The organism is Nocardioides sp. CF8 (assembly GCF_000389985.1).
Classification (GTDB): Bacteria; Actinomycetota; Actinomycetes; order Propionibacteriales; family Nocardioidaceae; genus Nocardioides; species Nocardioides allogilvus.
Map to the genome: position 1 here is coordinate 1,469,851 of NZ_CM001852.1, position 17,405 is coordinate 1,487,255.

Sequence of the window (17,405 nt, forward strand, 5' to 3'; positions counted from 1 at the left end):
GGGCCCCGTGTCCGCCAAGCACCCAGTCGTTGCCATCACCGGTTCGTCCGGCGCTGGCACCACCTCCGTCATGCGCATCTTCGAGCAGATATTCCGCCGTGAGCAGCTCACTGCCGCCTTCATCGAGGGCGACAGCTTCCACCGGTTCGACCGGATGGCGATGAAGGGGGAGATGACGCGCGCCGTGGCCGACGGCGACCACTCCTTCAGCCACTTCGGGCCCGAGGCCAACCTCTTCGACGAGCTCGAGGACCTGTTTCGCGTGTACGGCGAAACGGGCACCGGCAAGGTGCGCAAGTACCTCCACGACGACGAGGAGGCGGCGCCGTACCAGCAGGAGCCCGGCACGTTCACGCCCTGGGAGGAGCTCCCCGTCGGCACCGACCTGCTCTTCTACGAGGGCCTGCACGGCGCGGTGGCCACCGAGACCGTCAACGTCGCGCAGTACGCCGACCTGCTGATCGGCGTGGTCCCGGTCATCAACCTCGAGTGGACCCAGAAGCTGCACCGTGACAAGGCCAAGCGCGGCTACTCCACGGAGGCGGTCACCGAGACGATCCTGCGCCGGATGGAGGACTACGTGAACTACATGTGCCCGCAGTTCTCCCGCACGCACGTGAACTTCCAGCGCGTCCCGATCGTGGACACGTCCAACCCCTTCATCGCCCGGACCATCCCGAGCCAGGACGAGTCGATGCTCGTGATCAGGTTCGCCAACCCGAAGGGGATCGACTTCCCCTACCTGCTGTCCATGCTGCACGACTCGTTCATGTCGCGGCCCAACACCATCGTGTGCCCCGGCGGAAAGATGGACCTGGCGATGCAGCTGATCTTCACGCCCATGCTCTGGCGGCTCATCGAGCGCCGGGACAAGGCACGCTGAGCCAGTGCACTCCATCGTCCCCAGGAGGACCTCGTGACCATTCGTGTCGGTATCAACGGCTTCGGCCGCATCGGCCGCAACTTCTTCCGTGCAGTCCGCGCGCTCGACGCGTCGGGGCAGGCCGACATCGAGATCGTCGGCGTCAACGACCTGACCGACAACGCCGTGCTTGCGCACCTGCTCAAGTACGACTCGATCCTGGGTCGCCTCGATGTGGATGTCTCGGCGGAGGCAATGTCGATCAAGGTGGGCGACCGGACCATCGCGGCGTTCGCGGAACGGGATCCGGCCAACCTGCCGTGGGGTGAATTGGGAGTCGACATCGTCATCGAGTCGACCGGCTTCTTCACCGATGCCACCAAGGCGAGGGCGCACCTCGAGGCGGGAGCCAGGAAGGTGATCATCTCCGCGCCCGCCACCCACGAGGACATCACCATCGTGATGGGCGTCAACGACGGCCTCTACGACCCGGCGAAGCACGACGTCATCTCCAACGCGTCGTGCACGACGAACTGCCTGGCGCCGATGGCCAAGGCGCTCAACGACGAGTTCACCATCGTCAAGGGCTTGATGACCACGATCCACGCCTACACCGCCGACCAGAACCTCCAGGACAACATCCACAAGGACGTACGCCGGGCGCGCGCGGCGGCGTTGAACATCGTGCCGACCTCGACGGGGGCGGCGAAGGCGATCGGCCTGGTGCTGCCGGAGCTCAAGGGCAGGCTGGACGGTTTCGCGTTGCGGGTGCCGGTGCCTACCGGCTCGGCCACCGACCTCACCTTCGAAGCCGGCCGCGAGACGTCGATCGAGGAGGTCAACGCCGCGATCGAGAAGGCAGCGGACGGCAAGTACCTGAGGTACTCCACGGATCCGATCGTCTCCTCCGACATCGTCACCGATCCGGCGTCCTGCATCTTCGACTCGCCCCTGACCAAGGTGATCGGCAACCAGGTCAAGGTCATCGGCTGGTACGACAACGAGTGGGGCTACTCCAACCGGCTGGCGGACCTCGTGTCCCTGGTGGGTGACGCGCTGTGAGCAGTGCCGGCGTCGAAAGACTGGCGCGTGAGCTCGGGGGGCTCCGCGGCCGGACGGTGCTGGTGCGCTCGGACCTCAACGTGCCGCTCGACGGCACGGTCATCACCGACGACGGCCGCGTCCGCGCGAGCGTCCCGACCATCAAGCAGTTGTCCGAGGCCGGGGCCCGCGTGGTCGTGATGGCCCACCTCGGCCGCCCGACTGGCGCGCCGGACCCGGCATTCACCCTGGCCCACGTCGCCAAGCGGCTTAGCGACCTGCTCGGTAGGTACGTCGCCTTCGCGACCGACACGGTCGGTGACTCGGCTCGAGCGACCGTGGAGGTGTTGGGGGACGGCGACGTCGCACTGCTGGAGAACGTGCGCTTCAACGCAGGCGAGACCAGCAAGGTCGATGCCGAGCGGGCGGACTTCGCCCGGATGTTGGCGCTTCTGGGCGACGGGTTCGTCTCGGACGGGTTCGGTGTCGTGCACCGCAAGCAGGCAAGTGTCTACGACCTGGCACAGCGACTGCCGTCCGTCATGGGTGGCCTGGTCGCGGGCGAGGTCGAGGTCCTGCAGCGGCTGACCCAGTCCCCGGAGCGTCCCTACGTGGTCGTGCTCGGCGGATCCAAGGTCTCCGACAAACTCGCCGTCATCGACAACCTGCTTGAGAAGGCCGACAAGCTGCTCATCGGCGGTGGCATGGTGTTCACCTTCCTGGTCGCTCAGGGCCACGAGGTGGGGTCCTCCCTGCTGGAACCCGACCAGATCGCGACCTGCCTGGCCTACCTCGAACGGGCCGCTGCCGCCGGCGTGGAGATCCTGCTGCCCACCGACATCGTGGTCGCACCCACTTTCGCCGCGGATGCGCCGGGCACCGTTGCCGCGGCGGACGCCATGCCGTCCGACCAGATGGGCCTGGACATCGGCCCCGCCTCGGCAGCTGTCTTCGCAGACGCGATCAGGAGTGCGCGGACGGTGTTCTGGAACGGCCCGATGGGCGTCTTCGAGTTCCCTGCCTTCGCCGACGGCACCCGGGCGGTCGCCCAGGCCCTCACGGAGGTCGACGGACTCTCGGTCGTCGGCGGAGGCGACTCGGCCGCCGCCGTACGAGCACTCGGCTTCGCCGACGACGCCTTCGGCCACATCTCCACCGGGGGCGGTGCGAGCCTGGAGTTCCTCGAGGGCAAGGTGCTCCCCGGCCTCGACGTCCTCAGTTGAGCCGTCCTGCTAGCGGGCCAGTACTTCCGCCAGCGCACCGAGCACCAGGGTGACCGCGTCCGGACGGGCATTCGGGCCCATCAGGCCGATCCGCCACACGGATCCGGCGAACTCGCCGACGCCGGCGCCGATCTCGATGTCGTAGCGCTCCAGCATCGTACGGCGCACCGCTGCCGAGTCGACCCCGTCGGGCACCTTCACGGTGGTCAGGTCGGGGAGCCGGGAGCCCTTCTCCGCAAAGAGCTCGAGGCCCATCGCCTCCAGCCCGTCCTGGAGCGCCTGGCCGGCGGCGGCGTGCCGGGCCCACACGTTGTCCAGCCCCTCGTCGAGGACTCGGCCGAGGCCGGCGTGCAGGGAGCTGATCATGGCGACCGGCGCGGTGTGGTGATAGGTCCGGCCGCCGCCCTTGGCACCGGCCTCGCCGACGTACCCGCCGAGGAGGCCGAGATCGAGGTACCAGGACTGCGGACGCTCGACGCGACGGGCGAACGCTCGGTCGTTGATGGTGAACGGAGCCAGGCCGGGCGCGACGCCCAGGCACTTCTGGGTGCCGGCGTAGCCCACGTCGATGCCCCAGTCGTCGGCCCGCAGCTCGAGGCCGCCGATCGATGTCACTGCGTCGACGACCAGAAGCGCGTCACCGGCCGCGTGCACGGCTGCACCCAGCGCCGCAATGTCGGAGCGGACGCCGGTCGACGTCTCGGCGTGTACGGCGGCGACGACCCTCGGCGAGGGGTGCGCGGCCACCACCCGCTCGGGATCGACGGGGGTGCCCCACCGGTGCTCGACCGGGATCACCTCTGCGCCGCAACGGCGCGCGACCTCGCACATCCGCTGACCGAACAAGCCGTTGACGGCGACGACCACCACGTCTCCGGGAGTCACGGTGTTGACGAAGGCCGCCTCCATGCCCGCCGACCCGGTCGCCGACAACGGCAGGGTCCGTGCGTTGGTGGTGCCCCACGCCTCGCGGAGGCGATCACAGGTCTCGTCCATGATCGCGATGAAGGCCGGATCGAGGTGACCGAGCAGCGGTCGCGCCAGGCCCTCCGTCGCCTCGGGGTAGGGGTTGGTCGGGCCGGGGCCGAACAGGTGGCGTCGGACGATGGGTGTCATGTCTCTCCTCGTTGGGACTACAGGACCGCGCCCGGGTTGAGGATGCCGTCGGGATCGAGGGCGTCCTTGATGCATTGCGTCAGTGCCATCACATCGGCACCGAGCTGTTCGGGCAGTGCGGACTTCTTCGCGCGTCCGACACCGTGCTCTCCGTTGATGGTGCCGCCGAGCGCGATCGCCAGCGCCATCACCTCGTCGAACGCCTGACGCGCCCGCTCCGCTGCGCCGGGATCGGCGGCGTCATACACGATGATCGGATGGGTGTTGCCGTCGCCGGCGTGGGCCACCACGGCGATCTCAACGGCACAGCGCTTCGCGATGCCGGCCACTCCGCCGACGAGGTCGGGCAGTAGCGGCACCGGGACGCCGACGTCCTCGAAGAGGACACTGCCGCGCTGCTCGAGGGCCAGGAACGCGTTGCGACGGGCCGCGACGAACAGCTGGGCCTCGTCGGCGTCGGTGGTCGTGAAGACGTCGGACGCACCTTCATGCTCGCAGCACTCGCGGATCAGATCGATCTCCGCCTCGCACGACCTTCCGGACGCATCCGACTGCGCGAGCAGCAGGGCGCCGGTCGATCGGTCGAGCCCGTGGGAGCGCCAGTCCTCGACGGCGTTGATGGTCGTGTTGTCCATCAGCTCCAGCATCGAACAGCGCACGCGACTGCGGATGGCCACCACCGCACGCGACGCGGAGGTCATGGTCGGGAAGGCGCTGACCAGGGTCGCACCCGCGGTCTGGGCGGGGATCAACCGCAGCGTCGCCCGGCTGATGACTCCGAGGGTGCCCTCGCTGCCGACGAAGAGCTTCAGCAGCGACAGCCCGGCGACATCCTTGATCTGCTTGCCGCCCAGCGTGACGAGCGTGCCGTCGGCCAGCACGACGTCCATCCCGAGGACGTAGTCGGTCGTCACGCCGTACTTCACGCAGCACAGGCCGCCGGCGTTGGTGGCGAGGTTGCCGCCGATCGAGCAGATCTCGTACGACGACGGGTCGGGCGGGTACCACAGGCCGTGCTCGGCGGCGGCCCGTTTGACGTCGGCGTTCAACGCGCCCGGCTCTACGATCGCGACCTGGCAGGCAGGATCGATCTCGATCAGTCGCATCCGGTCCAGCGAGATCGTGGTCCCGCCGTCGACGGCCGAGGACCCGCCCGACAGGCCCGTGCCCGCGCCACGCGGGACAACGGGCACCCGGTGCGCGGCCGCCCAGCGCACTGCCTGCTGCACCTGGCCGGCATTGTCGGCGCGCACGACGGCGATCGGCATCCCGGCCGACCCGTCCCGCGCGAAGTCTTCGCGGTACTTGTCCATCTCGTCGGCGCCGGTCACCACCACCCCGTCGGGGAGCGAGCCGACCAGCTCGGCGACTGCGTCGGCGACAACACTGTCCACCTGCATGGTCATGAGTGTGCCAGCCATCACGCCGGGCGGACGGTCGCCCGAAGCCGGTCGCGGAACCACGCCGTGAACGCCGGGTCCGCGGCGTCGGGTGTCACCAGCGTCGCTGCGGACAGGTCGTCGTCACGGGTGTAGGTGTTGTAGGTGGCCACGCAGACCAGGCCTGCGGCAGTGGCCGCCCGCACGCCGTTCGCGGAGTCCTCGACTGCCACGACACCCTCGGGTCCGGTTCCGAGCCGGTGCAGGACCTCGAGGTACACCGCGGGGCTGGGCTTCAGGTCTGGCACCTCGGTCCCGGTCACGACGACGCCGAAGCGGTCGCCGAAGACCCGGTCGAGCAACGGCTCCACCCAGGCCCGGGTGCCGGTGGTGGCGACGTGCATCGGCACCCCGTGGTTATCGAGCTCGTCGATCAGCCGGTGGATGCCCGGCCGGGCCCGGATGTGCCCCTCCTCGACGAGCACTCGCATGATCGCGGTCTTGCGCTCGTGGAGCACGGCGGCCAGCTCGCGCGCCTCGTCAGCGGGGCGGCCTGCGCGCTCCAGCCAGCGCGCCAGCCGCTTGCCGCCGCCGGCGGTGCTGAGCAGTCCGCCGTAGGTCGTGACGTCCCACCGGTCGGGCAGCCCCGCCTCCTCGAAGGCCGCGTTGAACGCCACCCGGTGACCGTCGCGCTCGCTGTCCACGAGCGTGCCGTCGACGTCGAAGATGACGGCCTCCAGCCCGGTCATCGCCTCGTGGCGAGGTGTTCGCGGATCTTCGCCACCACGTTGTCGACGGTGAAGCCGTGGAAGGCGAGGACGTCCTCGCCCGGACCGCTGGCACCGAAGTCGTCGATGCCGATGGCGACGTCGGCGATGCCGGACCACGCCGACGTGCTGCCGGCCTCGATGCTGACCCGGGTCGCCGAGGGGTCCGGGGTGTACCGGGAGCGGTCGAACGGGGACACCACGCGGACGCCGTACCCCTCCCCGCGGAAGACCTCGGCCACCGCCGCGGCCAGGGCCACCTCCGAACCGGTGGCGACGATCTCCAGGGTGACTGGGCTGTCGCTCTCGAACGTCGCGCGGTCCAGCTGGGGCAGCGACTGGCGCGAGAGCACCAGTGCGGTGGGCCCGTCGGTGCGCTCGAGGGCCAGCTGCCAGGCCCTCGCGGTCTCCGCGTCGTCGGCCGGGCGGAGGACCTGGAGGCCGGGGATGATCCGCAGGGACTCGATGTGCGTGATCGGCTGGTGCGTCGGGCCGTCCTCGCCGACCGCGATCGAGTCGTGCGTGAACACGTAGACGACCGGCTGCTTCATCAGCGCCGAGAGACGCAGGGCCGGGCGCAGGTAGTCGGCGAACACCAGGAAAGTGCTGCCGAAGACCCGGAAGCCGCCGTGCAGGCTGATGCCGTTCATGAACGTCGCCATGCCGAACTCACGGATGCCGAAGCCGATCGCCCTCCGCCCGAAGTCGTCGCGGGTGATCACGTCGCCGAACGACGTGCCGGTCGAGCCGGCGAGGTCTGCGGAGCCGCCGACCAGCTCGGGCAGCGCGTCCCGCAGGGCGTTGAGGCACGCCTGCGACGACTGCCGGGTGGCCCGCGGAGCGTCGCCGACAGCACCGCCCAGGACCTCCTCGAGGTCAGCGGGCAGCGCGCGCCCGAGGGCCCGGGTGAACTGCGCGGCCACCTCGGGCTCTGCGTCGGCGAAGGCCGCGAACGTCTTGTCCCACTCGGCGTGTGCGCGGGCGCCATCGGCCGCGAGTGCCGCGCAGGCGGCCCGGACCGGCTCCGGCACCGTGAAGGCTTCGTGGTCCCAGCCGGCCAGCCGCTTCGTCTCGGCCAGCAGCTCCTCCCCGAGTGGCGAGCCGTGCGCCTTCGACGTCCCCTCGACCCCGGGGGCGCCCTGGCCGATCACCGTGCGGACCGCGATGAAGCTCGGGCGCGGGTCTGCCTCGGCGCGCGTGATCGCCTCGTGGATCGCCTCGACGTCGGTGCCGTCCAGCACCTGCTCGGTGTGCCAGCCGTAGGCCGCGAAGCGGGCCAGCTGGTCGTCGCTGCAGGATCGATCGACGGCACCGTCGATGGTGATCGAGTTGTCGTCCCAGAGCACGACGAGTCCGCCCAGCCCGAGGTGTCCGGCGAAGGAGCCGGCCTCGTGGCTGACGCCCTCCATCAGGCAGCCGTCGCCGACGATCGCGTAGGTGCGGTGGTCGGTGACCCGGGGGAAACGCGCCGCGCTCATGCGCTCGGCCAGCGCCATGCCGACGGCCATGGCCAACCCCTGGCCGAGCGGCCCGGTGGTGCACTCGACCCCGGGGGTGTGTCCGAACTCCGGGTGCCCCGGTGTGCGTGAGCCGAGCTGGCGGAATGCCCGCAGCTCCTCGGTCGGCAGGTCGTAACCGAAGATGTGCAGGAGGCCGTAGAGCAGTGCCGAGCCGTGGCCGGCCGAGAGCACGAAACGGTCGCGGTCGGCCCACGCCGGGTCGGCCGGGTCGTGGCGCAGGTGGCGGCTCCAGAGCGCCCAGGCCATCGGTGCCGCTCCCATGGGCATGCCGGGGTGCCCGCTGTTGGCGGCCTGGACCATGTCGGCGGCGAGGAAGCGCAGCGTGTCGACGGCGAGTCGGTCGGTCTCGACGGTCGTGTGCTCGGTCTGCAGGACGTCGGTCATGACGGACCTCCTTGGGTCATGTTCTCGGCCGCGATCTCGCGGAGCCGGGTGACGGCGGCTGCCTTGCCGGCCGGGTAGGCGTACATCCAGGAACCCGAGATGAACACGTCCGCACCGGCCGCGGCCGCCTCGCTGACGGTCGCCTCGGTGATGCCGCCGTCGACCTCGAGCTCGATGTCGAGGCCGGACTCGTCGATCATCCGGCGCAGCCGGGCGACCTTGGGCTCGACCGCGGAGATGTAGGCCTGCCCGCCGAAGCCCGGGTTGACGGTCATGGCGAGGACCAGGTCGGTCTCCTCCATCACGTGGCCGAAGACCTCGGCCGGCGTGTGCGGGTTGAGCGCGACCCCGCTGCGGGCGCCGAGCTCGCGGATGCGGGCCAGGGTGCGGTGCAGGTGGGTGCAGGCCTCGGCGTGCACGATGACGAGCTCACAGCCCGCGTCGACGTACCTCCCCAGGAGCTCGTCGGGATTGACGACCATGAGGTGGGCCTCGAAGCCGACCGTGCTGTGCGGACGCGCTGCCGCGATCACGTCGGGACCGAAGGTGAGGTTGGGGACGAACACGCCGTCCATCACGTCCCACTGGATGCGGTCGACGCCAGCCTCGCAGAGCTCGCGGACCTCGTCACCGATGCGGGCGAAGTCGGCGGGCAGCACCGACGGCACGATGAGGGGCTCGCGGGTGCGGGTGGCGGCGGACGGAGCCATGGTCTGCGTCATCGGGATCGCCCCTTCCTGGTCTGGTGCCTCCATGGGACCGCGCACGGCGCCGTACGGCACTCACCCACGTGGGTGGAGGTGAGGGTGAGATGCCCGGAGAGGGACCTGTCGGACCGGTGTGGGTGGCTAGCCTTGGGCCATGCCGGAGACCGCCACGACCCCACTGCGCCTCGTGCTCGTGGACGACCACGAGATGGTGCTGCAGGGGCTCGGCGCGATGTTGGGCCACTTCCCGGACGAGGTGCAGATCGTCGGCCAGTCGACCACCGCAGCCGGCGCCCTCGCGCTGATCGCCGAGCTGAACCCGGACGTGGCCTTGTGCGACGTGCGCATTGGCAGGGAGAGCGGCCTGGACCTGTGCCGGCAGGTCACCTCCCAGCACCCGGGGACCAAGGTCGTGCTGCTGACGGTGTACGACGACGAGCACTACCTCTACCAGGCGCTGCGTGTCGGTGCCTCGGGCTACATCCTCAAGCGCATCGACGGTCAGGAGCTGGTCCACCACCTGCGCCTGGTTCGCGAGGGCGAGATCGTCGTGGACCCCGCCCTGGCCGGACGGGTGGCGCTGTCGGCCGCGAGGCTCAGTGCAGGGGAGTTCTGGTCGGGGGCCCACCTCGGTCTCACCCAGCGCGAGTCCGAGGTCCTCGAGCTGCTCGTCTCCGGTCACTCGAACAAGGGTGTCGCCGGCAAGCTCGTGGTCAGCGAGGACACCGTCAAGACCCACATCCGTGGCCTCTACCGCAAGCTCGGGGTCTCCGACCGCAGCGGAGCGATCTCCGTCGCGCTCCGGGAAGGCCTGTTCCATTGAAGCCCGCAGGTGACGAGGTGCCCGACGCCCGACAGCTCGCGGACCTGCTGGATGCCGAGGGCGTGCTCGTCTACGCGATCGACGGCCAGGACCTCAGCATCGTCGACATGCATCCGACGCACCCTTCGGCGGCGGCGCTCAAGCTCCAGGTCGGCTTCGGCGTCACCGGGCTGGTGGCACGCACCCGGAAGGCGGTGCTGCTGGAGGCCGACTCCCCGCGCAACGCCCTCCACCGGCAGCTGCTCGGCCTCGCCCCCCACCAGACCGTGGCCCGGATGTGCCTGCCGCTCCCCGGCGTCGACGGCAGGGTGATCGGTGTGCTCGCCGTGCACCGCAGCCCGCGCAGGCCCTTCGGTGACGCGGACCTTGCGGCCGCGGAGTCGGTGGTTTCGCTGCTCGGGTTGCACGTCCATGCCGAGCAGCTCTTCCGTGCCGCCAGCCGTCATCGCACCGAACGGGACCAGTTGATCAAGCAGGCGGTCCAGGCCCAGGAGGCTGAGCGCCGCCGACTGGCGTTCGACCTGCACGACGGCGTGACCACAGCCCTGGCCTCGATGTCGTTCCACCTCTCGGCCGCAGACCTCACCGTCTCCCAGCTCGCCGCGAGCGACGAGTCGGACCTGCCGACCCGGGTCAAGGAGCTCTACCGCGCGCGAGACGAGATCTCCAACGCCCGCGCGCTCGCGGACATGGCCTACAACCAGACCCGCGCGGCGATCACCGGCCTGCACAGTCTGGTCCTGGACGACCTCGGGCTGGTCGCGGCGATCGAGTCGCTGGTGCAGACGGCGCGACGAGACGACGGGCCGGAGATCCGTCTCGTCGTTGACCCCGAGGCGGGCGTCGACACGATTCCGGACCACGCGGCCGCATCGCTCTACCGGATCGCCCAGGAGGCGCTCGCCAACGCGGTCAAGCACGCTGATGCCGAGCAGATCACGCTCTCGCTGCGTCGCGTCGGCGACTCCATGGTGCTGGGCTGCACCGACGACGGCCTGGGCTTCGACGTTGCGGAGACCCGGACGTCCCGGGCGGGGGACGCTGATGGCAGCCAGCACTTCGGGCTGAGCTCCGTCGCCGAGCGATGCGCCGTGATCGAGGCGTCGTTGCGGGTCGAGTCGGTGCCTGGTCGCGGGACCACGGTGCTGGTCGAGCTGCCCCTGTAGGTCGGGCACTCGTCCGTGCGGTGAGGTCAGGCAGTGGCGTCGGCGGCCTGGCGGCAGTTGTCGAGAAGCCGTTCCTGCGCGGCGTCGACGTTGGCCGGGGCTCCGCCCCAGGTGCTCAGTGCCGCGCTCACCAGGGCTCGCCCGAAGGAGAACGTCACGTCCCAGGGTCGCTCCGGGATCGCGCTGAGCTCCTTGAGGAAGGCGCACACGTCGTCGGTCGGGTGCCCGCCGGAGAGGAACGCGATGCCGGGGACCGCTGCGGGCACGGTGGAACGAAGGATCTCGAACGTCGCAGCGGCCACCGCGGCCGCACTGACCTTCGGCGCCTCCAGGCCGGGCGTGACGAAGTTGGGCTTGAGCACGATGCCCCTCAGATCGACGCCCGCATCCTCGAGCTCGTTGAACACCACAGCGAGCGCGAGTCGGGTGGTGTCGGCGCACGCGACGATGTCGTGGTCACCGGAGCAGAGCACCTCGGGTTCCACGATGGGAACGATGCCGTGCTCCTGGCACAGGGCCGCATACCGGGCCAGGGCGTGCCCGTTGGCGCGCGCCGTCTGCTCGGTGGTCGTGGCGATGTCGATGACCGCGCGCCACTTGGCGAAGGCGGCTCCGCGTTCGGCGTACGACGACAGGCGCGCGCCGAGGCCGTCGAGCCCCTCGGTGATCAGGGCGCCGCCAGCACCGGGAAGTGGGGTGGTGCCGGTGTCGACCTTGATGCCGGGCAGGACTCCGAGCTCGCGGGCCGCAACCGGAAAGGGGCGCCCGTCGCTGAGCTCCTGGCCGAACGTCTCGTCGGCCAGGATGATGCCACTGACGGTCGCGGAGAGTCCGGGCGCAGTGAGCAGGAGCTCGCGGTAGTCCCGACGCGCGGTTTCGCCGGCAGTGATGCCCTCCGCCTCGAGGCGGGCGGACATCGTCTTGATGGATTCGTCGGCGGCCAGGATGCCGCGGCCGCCGTGGGTCAGCTCACGGGCTGTGCTGTGGAGGATGCTCATCCCCGCAGCATGCGCAGGCTGCCGCGACGAAGGACTCACCCCTTCGGGCGATCCCGGGTGTGAAACCCGGCTTCCCCCACGCTCTCCTGGTTGCTGACGTGCCGTACGAACAACCGCGTCGCCGACGTCGGCTCGGCGCTGGTGCAGAGGTGCCAGGGGCGGTCCAGGGGCGTGCCGGCGAGCGGGTAGGTGGTGAGCTCCCCGCTGGCGACCTGGCCACGCACGGCCTCCTCGTGCACGAGGGTCACTCCCAGCCCCTGCCGCGCAGCGGCCACGACCGCTCCGGAGGTGCCCAGCGTGAGGAGCGGGGGCGCCGCCTGGAGCCGGTTGAGGAGGGACAGCGTCGTGTCCCGGGTGCCGGAGCCGACCGCCGTGAGCAGCCACGGAGTGGTCAACGGGTCGCCCTCGAGTCCGGGGCGTCCGACCAGCAGGAGCCTGTTGGGGCGGCGGGCTCGGGTGATCAGCCCCGACCCTCGTGGGGGGCGGCCGGCCAGCACCACGTCGACGTGGTGATCGGCGGCCAGTGCGAAAAGCTCGTCTCGTGGCAGCACCGACAGCGACAGCTCGACGTGGGGGTGCTCACGGGCGAAGGACGCGATCAGGGGAGGAAGGACGTATTCGCTCGCGGTCGCGACGGCCCCGATGCGGACGCGGCCGCGATCGGCGTCGTGCACGGCTCCGGAGGCCTCGACCAGCAGGCCCAGCAGCTTGTGGACGTAGGACGCGAAGATGTCGCCCGCGTCGGTGGGCACGATGCCGCGACCCGCCTTGGTGAAGAGGGGTACGCCGAGCGCCGACTCCAGCGCCGAGATGGCGGCGGAGACGGCAGGCGGCGTCACGTGGAGCGACTCGGCGGCGACCCGGACGCTGCCGCCGTCGTAGACGGCGATGAAGGTCTGCAGGCGAGCCCAGGTGGCGGCTGCCGGCAGGTCCGTGGGGTTGGCCATGGATAACTCATCCCTTAATGATCAGCGGTGAAGAGTCAATTGTAGTTGATCAGTTGCCCCCACAGACTGGTGCTCCCGCAGGCAACCGGAAAGGAAACCGCGATGACAACCATCGAAGAGAGCACGGAGATCAAGGAGCGTTGGGACCCAGGCGTCCAGAGCTATGCAGGCATGGGCTACTGGAACCCCGACTACGAACCGAAGGAGACCGACATCCTCGCGGTCTTCCGGATGACTCCACAGGACGGTGTGGACAAGATCGAGGCCGCCGCGGCCGTGGCGGGCGAGTCGTCGACCGCGACCTGGACGGTGGTCTGGACGGACCGGCTGACCGCCAACTCGCACTACCAGGCCAAGGCCTACAAGGTCGATGACGTGCCGGGCCGACCCGGGGAGTACTTCGCCTATATCGCCTACGACATCGACCTCTTCGAGGAGGGATCGATCGCCAACCTGACCTCCTCGATCATCGGCAACGTCTTCGGGTTCAAGCCGCTGAAGGCGCTGCGCCTGGAGGACATGCGGATCCCGGTCGCCTACAAGAAGACCTTCCAGGGGCCCGCGCACGGCATCGTCATGGAGCGGGAGTTCCTCAACAAGTACGGTCGCCCACTGCTCGGCGCCACGATCAAGCCGAAGCTCGGCCTGTCGGCTCGCAACTACGGCCGTGTCGTCTACGAGGCCTGCAAGGGTGGCCTCGACTTCACCAAGGACGACGAGAACATCAACTCCCAGCCGTTCATGCGGTGGCGCGACCGGTTCCTCTTCGGCATGGAGGGTGTCAACAAGGCGATGGCCGAGACCGGTGAGCTGAAGGGTCACTACTTCAACATCACCGCCGGCACCATGGAGGAGATGTATCGCCGGGCGGAGTTCGCCAAGGAGATCGGCAGCGTCATCGTGATGATCGACCTCACCATCGGCTACACGGCGATCCAGTCGATGGCGAACTGGTGCCGCGAGAACGGCCTGCTGCTCCACCTGCACCGCGCCGGCCACTCGACGTACACCCGACAGAAGACGCACGGCGTCAGCTTCCGGGTGATCTCCCAGTGGTGTCGCCTGATGGGTGTCGACCACCTGCACGCCGGCACGGTCGTCGGCAAGCTCGAGGGCGACCCGGCCACCACGCGCGGCTTCTACGACACGCTGCGCGAGGACAAGGTCGCGACCAACCTGGAGAACGGCATCTTCTTCGACCAGGACTGGGCCTCGATGCCGGGCGTCATGCCCGTCGCCTCGGGAGGCATCCACGCCGGGCAGATGCACCAGCTGCTGGACCTCTTCCAGGACGACGTGATCCTGCAGTTCGGTGGCGGCACGATCGGGCACCCCTACGGCATCGCCGCGGGCGCCGAGGCCAACCGGGTCGCGCTCGAGGCGATGGTCAAGGCCCGCAACGAGGGCAAGGACCTGCTGCGCGAGGGTGCTGACGTGCTCCGCAACGCGGCCAAGACCTGCCAGCCGCTGGAGGCAGCACTGTCCACCTGGGGTGACGTCACCTTCGACTACACCAGCACCGACGCTCCGGACTTCGTCCCCACCGCGACGCCGTCCTGACGACAACCCACCGAGAGGAGCACACCATGAGCAAGATCCACTACGGCACCTTCTCCTACCTGCCAGATCTCACCGACGAGGAGATCGCGGCCCAGGTGAAGTACGCGCTCGACCACGAGTGGCCGGTGTCCATCGAGTACACCGACGACCCGCACCCACGCAACATCTACTGGGAGATGTGGGGCCTGCCGATGTTCGACCTGGTCGAGCCCGACGGCGTCATCAGGCAGATCAACGAGTGTCGAGCGGCCCAGCCGGAGCACTACATCCGCGTGCTCGCCTACGACGCCAGGCTCGGCAAGCAGACGACCGCCATGTCGTTCCTGGTCCAACGGCCGACCAACGAGCCCGGCCTGCTGCTCGAGCGCCAGGACGCCCATGACCGGGTCCAGCGGTACTCGGTGAGGTCGTATGCCACCGATCGCCCGGCCGGAACGCGCTACGCGAGGGAGTGAACATCATGGCGTCCCAGGGATTCGGGTATCCACCACCGGCCGCCGCCGGCGGGGGAGCGACCGACACGACCGGCGAGGACACGGCCCAGGCCGTCATCCTCGCGGACGACGCCGAGCTGGACCTCTCCGCGGACGAGGCCGCAGCCAGGGTCGAGGAGACCCTGGCTGCACTCGACGCGGAGCTGGTCGGGCTGGCATCGGTCAAGCGCAGGGTCCGGGAGATCGCCTCGCTGCTCCAGGTCGACCGGGCCCGCAGCCAGTTCGGCCTGTCATCGTCGAAGCCCACCCTCCACATGAGCTTCACGGGAGGACCGGGCACCGGCAAGACCACCGTGGCCATGCGGATGGCGGCGATCCTGCACGCGCTCGGCTACATCCGGGCGCCGCGGGTCCACGTCGTCACTCGCGACGACCTCGTCGGTCAGTTCATCGGCCACACCGCGCCGAAGACGAAGGAGGCGATCGCCAAGGCAGCAGGGGGGATCCTCTTCATCGACGAGGCCTACTACCTGTTCCGCCCCGAGAACGAGAGGGACTACGGACAGGAGGTCATCGAGATCCTGCTCACCGAGATGGAGAACGACCGAGGAAACCTCGTGGTCATCTTCGCCGGCTATCCCGACCGGATGGCGACGTTCTTCTCGGCGAACCCCGGGCTCAGCTCCCGGGTCCCGCACCACATCGAGTTCGAGGACTACGACCACGGCGAGCTGATGCAGATCGCCGAGCTGATGGTCGCGGAGGAGAACTTCCGGTTCGACGAGCAGGCACGCGAGGTCTTCTCGGACTACCTCACTCTTCGGATGCCACGGCCGAACTTCTCCAACGCACGCAGTGTCCGCAACGCGATCGAGCGTTGTCGGCTGCGTCAGGCACGGCGACTGGTCGGGCTCGACCGTCCCTTGGGGAAGCAGGACCTGATCCTGCTCACCGCAGAGGACATCCGTGGCAGCAGCCTCTTCAGCGACCAGCCCGAAGACGAGACCGCCGGTTGAGAGCCGAATCGGGTCGGCGCCGTGCTCACCAGGAGCGCGGCGCCGACCCGATTTCGTCGAGCCTGCCCGGTCGGGTCAGGCGTCGTCGGTCCGTCCTGCGAGGCGGCCGGCCAGCTCGGTGACCGTGCGGTTGGCCGCGGCCACCGACACGGCACCTCCGCCACGCTGAGCGGCGGCGTAGCCGACCAGGAAGGCGGTCAGAGGAGCAGCAGGGCGGGCGATGTCGTGGGCGACCACGCGCGTCATCTCGAGCAGCCCGTCGACGTCGATGTCGAGGTCCACCCCCAACGCGACCTTCGCCTCGTCCAGCCAGTCGTGCATCGAGCTCATCCGGCTCTCCTCTCGGGTGCTACTCAGCCGCCGATGGCGGACATCGGGCGCTCGGGCTGACGGAAGTCGATGCTGTTGATCAGATGGCCGGGGCCCTTGGCCGCCACGCTGGCCCGCCACGCGGTCTCGATGTCGGCGTCGTCGGCGCCAGTGCGGAGGAGTCCGCGCAGATCCGTCTCCTGGCTGGCGAACAGGCAGTTGCGCAACTGCCCGTCCGCAGTCAACCGAACTCGGTCGCACCCTCCGCAGAACGACCGGGTGACGCTGGCGATCACGCCTACGACGGCGTCGGTCCCGGCGATCCGCCACTCCTCGGCGGGCGCGTTGCCGTCGCGGGGCACCGGGGTGAGCTCGAAACGCTGCTCCAGCCGCTCCAGGATCTCCGCGGCCGGGATCATGCTGGCCCGGTCCCAGGCCCCCTGAGCGTCCAGTGGCATCGACTCGATGAACCTCATCCGGTAGCCCTGCTCAACCGCGAACTGGGCGAGGTCGGCGATCTCGTCGTCGTTGACACCGCGGACCGGGACGGCGTTGACCTTGACCGGAGCCAGACCCGCTTCCTGGGCGGCACGCAGGCCGTCGAACACGTCGGTGATCCGGTCCCGGCGGGTGATCGCCAGGTAGCGCTCCGGGCGGAGGGTGTCGAGGCTGACGTTGACCCGGCGCAGGCCCGCCGCGTGCAGTGCGGCAGCCTGTCTGGCCAGGCCGACCCCGTTGGTGGTCATGCTCAGCTCGAGTCCCGGGGTCTCCGCTGCCAGGAGGCCGACGAGCCCCGGCAGACCGCGGCGCAGCAGTGGCTCGCCACCGGTGAGGCGTACGGTCCGGATGCCCAGTCGGGTGGTGGCGATGCGCACCAGCCGAGCCACCTCGTCGTCGGTGAGGTGATCCTGCCGGGGGAGCCAGGCCAGGCCCTCCTCGGGCATGCAGTAGGTGCACCGCAGGTTGCAGCGGTCGGTCAGCGACACACGCAGGTCCGTGTGCACCCGGCCGAACGTGTCGACCAGGGCGTCAGGGACTGCGGGGTTTGCTGTGGCCACAGGCCCCACGGTCGTGGCTCCCTGCGACCACGTCAACGTGCTGTTCGCGATCGGTCGATCACTCCTTGTAATAAGAGGTGGTGGCTATCGACCCA

General features: G+C 69.6%; 17 protein-coding genes. 8 read left to right on the forward strand and 9 right to left on the reverse strand.

Going from position 1 to position 17,405, the window contains the following annotated elements; genetic code table 11:
- Positions 1 to 7: 7 nt before the first annotated feature.
- Genes CF8_RS07215 through CF8_RS07225 form a run of 3 tightly spaced genes read left to right on the forward strand, consistent with a single transcriptional unit; the run spans position 8 to position 3,126 of the window.
- A complete protein-coding gene (locus tag CF8_RS07215; protein WP_036490474.1) occupies positions 8 to 883 on the forward strand; it encodes a phosphoribulokinase in 876 nt (291 codons plus the stop codon).
- A 33-nt stretch (positions 884 to 916) separates the two neighbouring features.
- Positions 917 to 1,924, forward strand: a complete 1,008-nt coding sequence (gene gap / locus CF8_RS07220) for a type I glyceraldehyde-3-phosphate dehydrogenase (RefSeq protein WP_010832472.1) — start codon at positions 917 to 919, stop codon at positions 1,922 to 1,924.
- Positions 1,921 to 3,126 carry a phosphoglycerate kinase gene (locus CF8_RS07225; protein ID WP_232211591.1) on the forward strand — a complete coding sequence of 402 codons (1,206 nt, stop codon included), beginning with the start codon at positions 1,921 to 1,923 and terminating at the stop codon, positions 3,124 to 3,126. Before gap ends, CF8_RS07225 begins: the two co-directional genes overlap by 4 nt.
- Before the next feature lie 9 nt (positions 3,127 to 3,135).
- Here the strand turns inward: CF8_RS07225 and CF8_RS07230 are convergent, their stop codons facing one another.
- From CF8_RS07230 to rpe, 5 genes are read right to left on the reverse strand one after another with little or no spacing between them, the layout of a single operon-like run.
- Positions 3,136 to 4,242: a pyridoxal-phosphate-dependent aminotransferase family protein gene (locus tag CF8_RS07230; protein ID WP_010832474.1), complete on the reverse strand. Its 1,107-nt coding sequence runs from the start codon at positions 4,240 to 4,242 to the stop codon at positions 3,136 to 3,138.
- Between the two features lie 17 nt (positions 4,243 to 4,259).
- A complete protein-coding gene (locus tag CF8_RS07235; protein WP_198016962.1) occupies positions 4,260 to 5,642 on the reverse strand; it encodes an FAD-binding oxidoreductase in 1,383 nt (460 codons plus the stop codon).
- Positions 5,643 to 5,662: 20 nt separating this feature from the next.
- Positions 5,663 to 6,370 (reverse strand): HAD-IA family hydrolase, encoded by a 708-nt coding sequence (locus CF8_RS07240; RefSeq protein WP_010832476.1) that lies wholly within the window; start codon positions 6,368 to 6,370, stop codon positions 5,663 to 5,665.
- Positions 6,367 to 8,292, reverse strand: a complete 1,926-nt coding sequence (gene tkt, locus CF8_RS07245) for a transketolase (protein WP_010832477.1) — start codon at positions 8,290 to 8,292, stop codon at positions 6,367 to 6,369. The genes CF8_RS07240 and tkt overlap by 4 nt, the downstream gene beginning before the upstream one ends.
- A complete protein-coding gene (rpe, locus tag CF8_RS07250; protein WP_232211592.1) occupies positions 8,289 to 9,014 on the reverse strand; it encodes a ribulose-phosphate 3-epimerase in 726 nt (241 codons plus the stop codon). The genes tkt and rpe overlap by 4 nt, the downstream gene beginning before the upstream one ends.
- Positions 9,015 to 9,153: 139 nt before the next feature.
- On the opposite strand from rpe, the gene CF8_RS07255 reads away from it, so the two are divergent.
- Together CF8_RS07255 and CF8_RS07260 are read left to right on the forward strand one after the other, a co-directional pair.
- Complete coding sequence (locus CF8_RS07255) at positions 9,154 to 9,822, forward strand: response regulator (protein ID WP_010832479.1); 669 nt, start codon at positions 9,154 to 9,156, stop codon at positions 9,820 to 9,822.
- Entirely contained in the window at positions 9,819 to 10,988 is a 1,170-nt protein-coding gene (locus tag CF8_RS07260) for a GAF domain-containing sensor histidine kinase (RefSeq protein WP_010832480.1), read from the forward strand. The genes CF8_RS07255 and CF8_RS07260 overlap by 4 nt, the downstream gene beginning before the upstream one ends.
- Positions 10,989 to 11,014: 26 nt before the next feature.
- Here CF8_RS07260 and CF8_RS07265 read toward each other — a convergent pair whose 3' ends face one another.
- Positions 11,015 to 11,986 carry a class I fructose-bisphosphate aldolase gene (locus CF8_RS07265; protein WP_010832481.1) on the reverse strand — a complete coding sequence of 324 codons (972 nt, stop codon included), beginning with the start codon at positions 11,984 to 11,986 and terminating at the stop codon, positions 11,015 to 11,017.
- 35 nt (positions 11,987 to 12,021) lie between these two features.
- Entirely contained in the window at positions 12,022 to 12,933 is a 912-nt protein-coding gene (locus CF8_RS07270; protein WP_010832482.1) for a LysR family transcriptional regulator, read from the reverse strand.
- A gap of 102 nt (positions 12,934 to 13,035) precedes the next feature.
- Here CF8_RS07270 and CF8_RS07275 point away from each other — a divergent pair, with 102 nt between their 5' ends.
- The 3 genes from CF8_RS07275 to CF8_RS07285 are packed head-to-tail and all read left to right on the forward strand — an operon-like array spanning position 13,036 to position 15,943.
- Positions 13,036 to 14,493 (forward strand): form I ribulose bisphosphate carboxylase large subunit, encoded by a 1,458-nt coding sequence (locus CF8_RS07275; RefSeq protein ID WP_010832483.1) that lies wholly within the window; start codon positions 13,036 to 13,038, stop codon positions 14,491 to 14,493.
- 26 nt (positions 14,494 to 14,519) lie between these two features.
- Positions 14,520 to 14,948: a ribulose bisphosphate carboxylase small subunit gene (locus CF8_RS07280; protein WP_010832484.1), complete on the forward strand. Its 429-nt coding sequence runs from the start codon at positions 14,520 to 14,522 to the stop codon at positions 14,946 to 14,948.
- A 5-nt stretch (positions 14,949 to 14,953) separates the two neighbouring features.
- Positions 14,954 to 15,943 (forward strand): AAA family ATPase, encoded by a 990-nt coding sequence (locus tag CF8_RS07285; RefSeq protein ID WP_084623036.1) that lies wholly within the window; start codon positions 14,954 to 14,956, stop codon positions 15,941 to 15,943.
- Between the two features lie 75 nt (positions 15,944 to 16,018).
- On the opposite strand, the gene CF8_RS07290 is transcribed toward CF8_RS07285, so the two are convergent.
- Both CF8_RS07290 and moaA read right to left on the reverse strand, forming a co-directional pair.
- Positions 16,019 to 16,273: a DUF6457 domain-containing protein gene (locus tag CF8_RS07290; protein ID WP_010832486.1), complete on the reverse strand. Its 255-nt coding sequence runs from the start codon at positions 16,271 to 16,273 to the stop codon at positions 16,019 to 16,021.
- A 23-nt stretch (positions 16,274 to 16,296) separates the two neighbouring features.
- Positions 16,297 to 17,310, reverse strand: a complete 1,014-nt coding sequence (gene moaA, locus CF8_RS07295; protein WP_010832487.1) for a GTP 3',8-cyclase MoaA — start codon at positions 17,308 to 17,310, stop codon at positions 16,297 to 16,299.
- Positions 17,311 to 17,405 lie beyond the last annotated feature (95 nt).